The sequence below is a fragment of the Microcystis sp. M083S1 genome (assembly GCF_020246405.1).
In the GTDB taxonomy this organism is placed as follows: domain Bacteria; phylum Cyanobacteriota; class Cyanobacteriia; order Cyanobacteriales; family Microcystaceae; genus Microcystis; species Microcystis aeruginosa_C.
The window spans coordinates 1-7,682 of sequence record NZ_JADBTB010000043.1; the positions used below are offsets into that span (position 1 = coordinate 1).

Sequence of the window (7,682 nt, forward strand, 5' to 3'; positions counted from 1 at the left end):
AAATCCTTATATGGCAAGAGACTCAATTGATTAGCTCGTTCTAGATAGAAAACAATTGGCAAAAATCGAAGCAATGTCTTTCTGTGTAAGGGTTTTATCCTTTATAACCCCCCTCCATTGCATAACACAAACCGAAGAACCCAATATCATACTTTGATTCAGCAACAACCAAAATTTTTTTTAGACATGGCGGATCGCAATTGTCAGTCGAAATGGCTATCGATTATAGGAATTGGTGAAGATGGCTTAGAAGGGTTAAGTTCAGTAGGGCGAAGTCTGCTTTCTTTAGCATCAGTTATTGTCGGTGGTGAACGACATCTGGCAATGTTACCCCCAGAGGATCAACGGCAAAAACTGCTCTGGACTTCTCCCATCCAAGACTCTGTTAACGAGATTATCCGCCGTCGTGGTCAATCCGTCTGTGTTTTGGCCAGTGGTGATCCCATGTGCTACGGAATTGGTGTCACCCTCACCCGCCAGATTCCCCTAGAGGAAATGACGATTATTCCCTCTCCTTCTGCCTTCAGTCTTGCCTGTAGTCGTTTGGGTTGGTCCCTGAGTGAAGTGGAAACTTTGAGTTTGTGCGGTCGTCCTCCGGCTTGGTTGAATGGGGTGCTTTATCCCGGTGCTAAACTGCTGGTACTGAGTGCTGATGCCCAGACTCCGGCGCTCGCTGCTCGGCTGCTCAGGGAGGGAGGTTTTGGCGAGAGTTCCATCACGGTTTTAGAACATCTAGGGGGAACCCGAGAACGCCACATTCAAGGCATCGCCAACGATTGGCAGTTTACAAATCTGGCGGATTTAAATGTCATCGCCATTAGCTGCATCTCCTCCCATCCCCCCACCTGGGCGCCGCGCCTTCCAGGACTGCCGGATTCTGCCTACAATCATGACGGACAGTTGACAAAAAGAGAAGTTCGTGCTATCACGCTGAGTAGATTGGCTCCCCTACCCGGACAATTGCTCTGGGATGTGGGGGCGGGTTGTGGTTCCATTGCCATTGAGTGGCTGCGTAGCGATCGCCGTTGCCAGGGGATTGCGATCGAACATCATCCCACCAGATTACAATACATTGCCGATAATGCCGCCGCCCTGGGAACGCCCCATCTGCAAATCGTCGCCGGAATCGCACCGAGCGCCCTGGAAGATTTACCGCAACCGGACGCTATTTTTATTGGTGGCGGTATCACCACACCCCACCTATTGGAAACCTGTTGGTTAGCCCTGCGCCCCGGGGGTCGTCTTGTTGCCAACACTGTTACAATTGAAAGCGAATTAGTCCTCTTGCAATGGCATAGTAAATTAGGAGGGGAACTGCTGCGGATTGGCATTGAAAAAGCCGAACCGGTCGGCAAGTTTTTAGGTTGGAAAGCCATGGCCCCCGTAACCCAGTGGACTGTTGTGAAACCGAGATTGTAAATCCTTGATTTTCTCCTTGATCCCTCTTGCAAAAGCGGAACGATTAGCGAATAAACTGCGGGAATTAGGCATTAATCCTCACGATATCTAAGTTTAACTTTTGATCTAACTTTTATTGCCGAGTATTTCAATTAAAGTTAACTCTATTGCTGGAAAGGATTCAATAAAAATACTTTCACCTCGATAATATTTCTGAATATCCTGATAACTACCCTGCAGCGGATGGCGATAAACTTCTAAACATTCTTCCTTGAGATTAACGATCCAAACTTCTTTAATATTTGCCTCTGCATAAAGAGGGATTTTAGTATAGCGATCATAATCGAGGGTAGAATCGGAAACTTCAATAATTAAATAGATATCTTGAGGACAAGGATAGGCAGCAACATAAAAATCCGATCGAGGTATTAGTAAACTTAAATCTGGTTCTGGTTGAGAATTATTATTTAATCTAATCGGGTTTTGTACTCCTAAGAGAATAAGATCACCAAATTTTCGAGAAAATAACTGGGTTAATCTAGCTATACCAGCAGCATGACGGGTTCCCATCGGTGACATTTTGATAATTTCTCCTCGAATTAATTCCACTTTTTCATCGGGTTTGATTATTCCCTCGGTTGCCATTTTTTCGTATTCTTCCACCGTAAACTTACGCGTAATCAGTGATAAAGACATTTTAACTACACTCCTAAGATTTCTGCAATAGTGAATTCTATTGCTGGAAAGGATTCAATAAAAATACTTTCACCTCGATAATATTTCTGAATAGCTTGATAACTACCATGCAGAGGATGGCGATAAACTTCTAAACATTCTTCCTTGAGATTAACGATCCAAACTTCTTGAATATTTGCTTCCGCATAAAGAGGGATTTTAGTATAGTGATCATAATCGATGGTAGAGTCAGAAACTTCAATAATTAAATAGATATCTTGAGGACAAGGATGGGCAGCAACATAAAAATCCGATCGAGGTATTAGTAAACTTAAATCTGGTTCTGGTTGAGAATTATTATTTAATCTAATCGGATTTTGCACCCTGAGAATAATTTTCTGTCCTAACTTTTGATAGAATAATTGTATTAATCTATCTACACTAGAAGCATGACTGGTTCCCATCGGTGACATTTTGATAATTTCTCCTCGAATTAATTCCACTTTTTCATCGGGTTTGATTATTCCCTCGGTTGCCATTTTTTCGTATTCTTCCACCGTAAACTTACGCGTAATCAGTGATAAGGACATTTGAACTAAACTCCTACTTTCTCTTTATTCTATCTGGACAGCTTGCCAACGGGTGAATTATCGGTATTTAAACCATTAATCGGGAGGAATAAACTAACTTTTTGGGGACTTGTACTGATTTTTCGGAAAAAATCAGCACTTGCCATGGCGACAAAACCGCTAAAACTAACGTCTAGAAAGCTGGGGTCGGATCGAAACTGCCCCAAAAAAGCTACTATAGGTCAGTTGTCGATGTTAAAAAAAATAGCCGTTCCCATGGGGAACATTAAGTCGAGAAATTTTATGGTTAAACGAAAACAGCCTTATAGTTTAATTTATCTGCTCACTCTGGTAATCGGTTTAGTGATTGCGATCGCACCTGACGGACAAGCACAAACCCCCGACTCAAACACTCCTGCCAGCGATCCTAACGAATTGAAACCCTTAAATCAAGCCGATAGTGTCCTGAGTCTTCAGGGGGGACAACGTTTAGTGGAAGAAGCGAACGCCGCTATTAATGCCGCTAAATACGATGTCGCTGTGGACAAACTCAATCAAGCGCGTCGGATTTTTAACCAACTATCTAACTATCATCTGCAATTAGCTAATAGTTTCTCAGGAATTGACCCAAAAGTATTCGATTCTCAGCGTCAAAGTGCTTTAAACACCGGACAACTGCGGGATGAAGCCACCTATCAGCTTGCTTTGGTCCATAGGGCGCAAAATCAGCCAGAATTGGCGGTTCCTTTGTTAATTCAGGTGATTCAATCCCAAAACCCCACCAGTGAATTAGGACAAAAAAGCTATCAACAACTCTACGAGATGGGATTTGTCAGCACACCCATCTCCGCACCGACTCCCACATCGGCAACTCCTAACAACTCCCCCCCACGGCAGTAAATTTTGTCCCCATTGACGAGCTTTCGGTAACAATGGGATCAGAGTATCTTTAATTGTTTTGAGGAGTTAAGATGGTTGACTTTCGCCAAGTAGAAGCGATGATTCAAGAACAAATCCCCGATGCACAGGTGATGGTTCGGGATTTGACGGGAGGTGGCGATCATTTGGAAGCGGTGGTTATTTCTGGCGAATTTGCTGGCAAAACCCGCGTTAAACAGCATCAAATGGTTTATGGCGCTTTACAATCGGCACTGGCTACCGAAGCCATCCATGCTTTGGCATTAAAAACCTACACTCCCGACAGTTGGGCAGCAGAAAAATAACAGTTATCAGTTATCAGTTATCAGTTAGTTTTTTGGCTCTCTTAGGTTTGGTGGGCAAAATGTATTCTAAGATACATTCTTCCTAGCGAGCGAGTGGAAGGAACCACAAAGACACAAAGGACACAAAGATTGATCGATCCTCTGTAAGTTAAACTTATCACACAGAACCTAGAAGAGCCAACTACCCAATTCATAATTCATAATTCATAATTCATAATTCATAATTCCCACACCCCACACCCTACCCCCACGAAAAACTTTTTGCCGCAAACCCTAATTACTTATGGTTAGTCCTTTACTGGAACCCTTTCGAGAAGCCTATCGCAATTTAGAACTTTTACCCCTGCGATCGGATAAAGAATTACAGCGTTTTGCTGTCAAATACGGCACAGAAATTATCGACGAATTAGAACAATTGGTAGAAGATAGTCCTTCGGAAGACGGAAAAATTATTCTAGCAGGACATCGGGGTTGTGGTAAGTCAACCCTACTCTATGAATTTAAAAGAAAGTTAGATGATCGCTATTTTGTTGTTTTCTTCTCGATCTCAGACATGATCGAAATGTCAGACGTAAATCATGTTAATATTTTATTCTCGATCGCCGTTCAGATGATGTCAGAAGCGGAAGCCCAAAATTTAACTATTAAAGATTCTATTAAAAAAAGCTTTTATCAATGGTTTGCTGAACAAATCCGCACGGAAACTAATCAAGCAGATGCCACTATCGAAACAGGTTTTAACTTTTCTTCTTTACTAGCTCACATTAAAGGAATTCTCAAGATTAATTCGACTATTCGCGAGGAAATCAAACAAAAGTATGAGCGGAGAATTACCGATCTAGTTGCCCAAATTAACATTATAGCTAGTGCGATCGAGTCCCAAAGTCAGAAAAAAATCTTAGTAATTGTTGATGACATTGATAAAATTGACTTAGCACAGGTAAGGGATATTTTTCAATCCCATATTAAAGCGATTATGTTGCCCAGTTTTCGGATTATTATGACTATTCCGATCGCTGCTTTAAGAGAGGTAGCTTTAAAGGCAACTCTCCAAACAGAAACCAACGATCAGATCGTGCAAATGCCTGTATATAAACTCTTTAAACAGGGAGAAATTAATGCACCTAATGCTATCCCCGATCCGCAAATTATTGCTACTTTAACCGAGATTATCACTAAGCGCATCGATCCCGCTTTAATCGATCCTGACACCCTTGAAAAAATTTGTCTTTATAGTGGGGGAGTATTACGAGAATTAATTCGCATTACTAATGATTGCTGTCGGGTTTGTTTGCGATCGGTTCGTCGTTATCCCGATGATAATACCCTAAAAATTAATCAAGCTGTTTTAGAACAATCAATCACAGAACTTAGTCTCGATTTTGCTGAAAGTATCGGTACAGCAGATGAGGAAATTATTAAAACTGTTTATGAAAAGTCAAAACCGAAGGATCTCAAGGATCAAAATTTTCTAGATCTGTTGCATGGTTTATATATCTTAGAATACCGCAATGGCGATTTGTGGTATAACGTGCATCCGATTGTAGTTGAGTTAATGAAAAAAAGAGGAACAATTTGAATGGGATAAGTAAGTAGTTATAATTAAATTGAAGATGGATCCCCCCTTGATAAGGGGGGTGCGGATCACTCCTTGATCCCCCCTTGATCCCCCCTTGATAAGGGGGGTGCGGATCCCCCCTGCCCCCCTTGATAAGGGGGGTGCCGATAGGCGGGGGGATCCCCCTTGATAAGGGGGGTGCGGATCACTCCTTGATCCCCCCTTGATAAGGGGGGTGCGGATCCCCCCTTGATCCCCCCTTGATAAGGGGGGTGCGGATCCCCCTTTGATCCCCCCTTGATAAGGGGAATGCGGATCACTCCTTGATCCGTAGGGTTGATTCATGAATCAACCCTACCTAATGGGGGTATCTGACAGTTTTTAACAGCTATCCACTTATTATGAATAATGAAACATCTTCAATTATTGACCAAAATGAAAGAGAATACGAAGGTTTAATCGTGTCTCTAGAGGCAAATCAAGAGAGATTAAATATATTAATTTGTGTGTGTGATCAGGAAAAATTGCGAGAAGAAATCATCGATCGCTATAGCAAAGAATTAGAACCAGTAATCCCTTGTTATCGGATTGATTTAGATCAAAAAGAACCGAGTTTAAGAGCAGCAATTGCTAGTTTAGTCTCCAGAAAACCAGAGTTATTACAAAGCAAAAACGCCGTGATCACAACCACAGGAGTGGAAAAATTACACTCGATCGAATGGCAACAGGAAAAATCGGAACTAGATAAATTTTTTGGTTATCTGCAATGGACAAGGGAAGGATTGCGAGAATTTCCCTATTCCATTGTTCTTTGGGTAACAAGCACAGTGGAGGTAAATTTACGCAAAAAGTCCCCCGATTTTTGGAGTTGGAGAAAAGGAGTTTTTCGCTTTATTTCTCCTCCAAGTAACTTTTTACCTTGTCAGGAATTTTTACCAATTTTACAATCTTTTGACGAAATTACTATAGATAAAGATATTCCTTCAATCTCTAAAGAAGACTTGTTAGAACTAATCGAGCAAATCGAGGTAAATAAAGGCAAAAAAGAGCCAAGACTAGCGAGTTTATATGCCAGTTTAGCTAAGATTTATAACCTTCGTTTATTAAATCTGCCATTGTCAGATTATCGTCAGGAACAACAGCTTGCGATCGAGTATTATCAAAAAGCGATCGATTTACAAAAAGAGTTAAATCTAGAACTTGATTTAGTTGCGAGTCTCGACTCATTAGCCGGTATTTACTATTGCCTAGGAGAATACCAAAAAGCGATCGAGTTTGATCAACAGCACCTAGCAATTACAAGGAAAATCGGTGATCGGGGGGGGGAAGCGAAATCCTACAGGGGTTTAGGCAATGTTTACGATTCCCTAGGAGAATACCAAAAAGCGATCGAGTTTTATCAACAGTCTTTAGCAATCACACGGGAAATCGGTGATCGGGGGGGTGAAGCGAATTCCTACAATAATTTAGGCAATGTTTACTATTCCCTAGGAGAATACCAAAAAGCGATCGAGTTTCATCAACAGTCCTTAGCAATCAAACGGGAAATCGGTGATCGGAGGGGTGAAGCGACTTCCTACATGGGTTTAGGCAATGTTTACTATTCCCTAGGAGAATACCAAAAAGCGATCGAGTTTCATCAACAGTCCTTAGCAATCACACTGGAAATCGGTGATCGGGGGGGTGAAGCGAAATCCTACGGTAATTTAGGCAATGTTTACTATTCCCTAGGAGAATACCAAAAAGCGATCGAGTTTCATCAACAGTCCTTAGTAATCACACGGGAAATCGGTGATCGGGGGAGTGAAGCGAATTCCTACATGGGTTTAGGCAATGTTTACTATTCCCTAGGAGAATACCAAAAAGCGATCGAGTTTTATCAACAGTCCTTGGCAATCAAACGGGAAATCGGTGATCGGGGGGGTGAAGCGGTATCCTACAATAATTTAGGCAATGTTTACTATTCCCTAGGAGAATACCAAAAAGCGATCGAGTTTTATCAACAGTCCTTAGCAATCACACGGGAAATCGGTGATCGGGGGGGTGAAGCGAATTCCTACATCGGTTTAGGCAATGTTTACTATTCCCTAGGAGAATACCAAAAAGCGATCGAATTTCATCAACAGTCCTTAGCAATCACACGGGAAATCGGTGATCGGGGGGGTGAAGCGGCATCCTACAATAATTTAGGCACTGTTTACCGTTCCCTAGGAGAATACCAAAAAGCGATCGAGTTTTATCAACAGTCCTTAGCAATCA

The 7,682-nt window shown here is 42.0% G+C and carries 7 protein-coding genes; 5 read left to right on the plus strand and 2 right to left on the minus strand.

Annotation, left to right across the window (positions count from 1 at the left end; genetic code table 11):
* Nucleotides 1-186: 186 nt before the first annotated feature.
* Complete coding sequence (cbiE, locus tag IM450_RS03965; protein ID WP_287664173.1) at nt 187-1,419, plus strand: precorrin-6y C5,15-methyltransferase (decarboxylating) subunit CbiE; 1,233 nt, start codon at nt 187-189, stop codon at nt 1,417-1,419.
* Between the two features lie 105 nt (nt 1,420-1,524).
* On the opposite strand, the gene IM450_RS03970 is transcribed toward cbiE, so the two are convergent.
* Complete coding sequence (locus IM450_RS03970; RefSeq protein ID WP_287664175.1) at nt 1,525-2,094, minus strand: Uma2 family endonuclease; 570 nt, start codon at nt 2,092-2,094, stop codon at nt 1,525-1,527.
* Between the two features lie 5 nt (nt 2,095-2,099).
* Nucleotides 2,100-2,663, minus strand: a complete 564-nt coding sequence (locus IM450_RS03975) for a Uma2 family endonuclease (RefSeq protein WP_287664177.1) — start codon at nt 2,661-2,663, stop codon at nt 2,100-2,102.
* A gap of 231 nt (nt 2,664-2,894) precedes the next feature.
* On the opposite strand from IM450_RS03975, the gene IM450_RS03980 reads away from it, so the two are divergent.
* The 4 genes from IM450_RS03980 to IM450_RS03995 all read left to right on the plus strand — a co-directional run.
* Nucleotides 2,895-3,542 carry a hypothetical protein gene (locus IM450_RS03980; protein ID WP_287664180.1) on the plus strand — a complete coding sequence of 216 codons (648 nt, stop codon included), beginning with the start codon at nt 2,895-2,897 and terminating at the stop codon, nt 3,540-3,542.
* A gap of 71 nt (nt 3,543-3,613) precedes the next feature.
* A complete protein-coding gene (locus IM450_RS03985) occupies nt 3,614-3,865 on the plus strand; it encodes a BolA family protein (protein ID WP_002755721.1) in 252 nt (83 codons plus the stop codon).
* Nucleotides 3,866-4,148: 283 nt separating this feature from the next.
* Nucleotides 4,149-5,444, plus strand: coding sequence for a P-loop NTPase fold protein (locus IM450_RS03990; protein WP_287664182.1), 1,296 nt, complete (start codon nt 4,149-4,151; stop codon nt 5,442-5,444).
* A 380-nt stretch (nt 5,445-5,824) separates the two neighbouring features.
* Nucleotides 5,825-7,682, plus strand: a 1,858-nt coding sequence (locus IM450_RS03995; RefSeq protein ID WP_287664185.1) for a tetratricopeptide repeat protein, incomplete at its 3' end; no start/stop codon positions are given.

What these genes read in the sequence shown, in the direction of transcription:
- cbiE (WP_287664173.1), top strand. Translation starts at nt 187, where the DNA reads ATGGCGGATCGCAATTGTCAGTCGAAATGGCTATCGATTATAGGAATT.
- IM450_RS03970 (WP_287664175.1), bottom strand. Translation starts at nt 2,094, where the DNA reads ATGTCTTTATCACTGATTACGCGTAAGTTTACGGTGGAAGAATACGAA.
- IM450_RS03975 (WP_287664177.1), bottom strand. Translation starts at nt 2,663, where the DNA reads ATGTCCTTATCACTGATTACGCGTAAGTTTACGGTGGAAGAATACGAA.
- IM450_RS03980 (WP_287664180.1), top strand. Translation starts at nt 2,895, where the DNA reads ATGTTAAAAAAAATAGCCGTTCCCATGGGGAACATTAAGTCGAGAAAT.
- IM450_RS03985 (WP_002755721.1), top strand. Translation starts at nt 3,614, where the DNA reads ATGGTTGACTTTCGCCAAGTAGAAGCGATGATTCAAGAACAAATCCCC.
- IM450_RS03990 (WP_287664182.1), top strand. Translation starts at nt 4,149, where the DNA reads ATGGTTAGTCCTTTACTGGAACCCTTTCGAGAAGCCTATCGCAATTTA.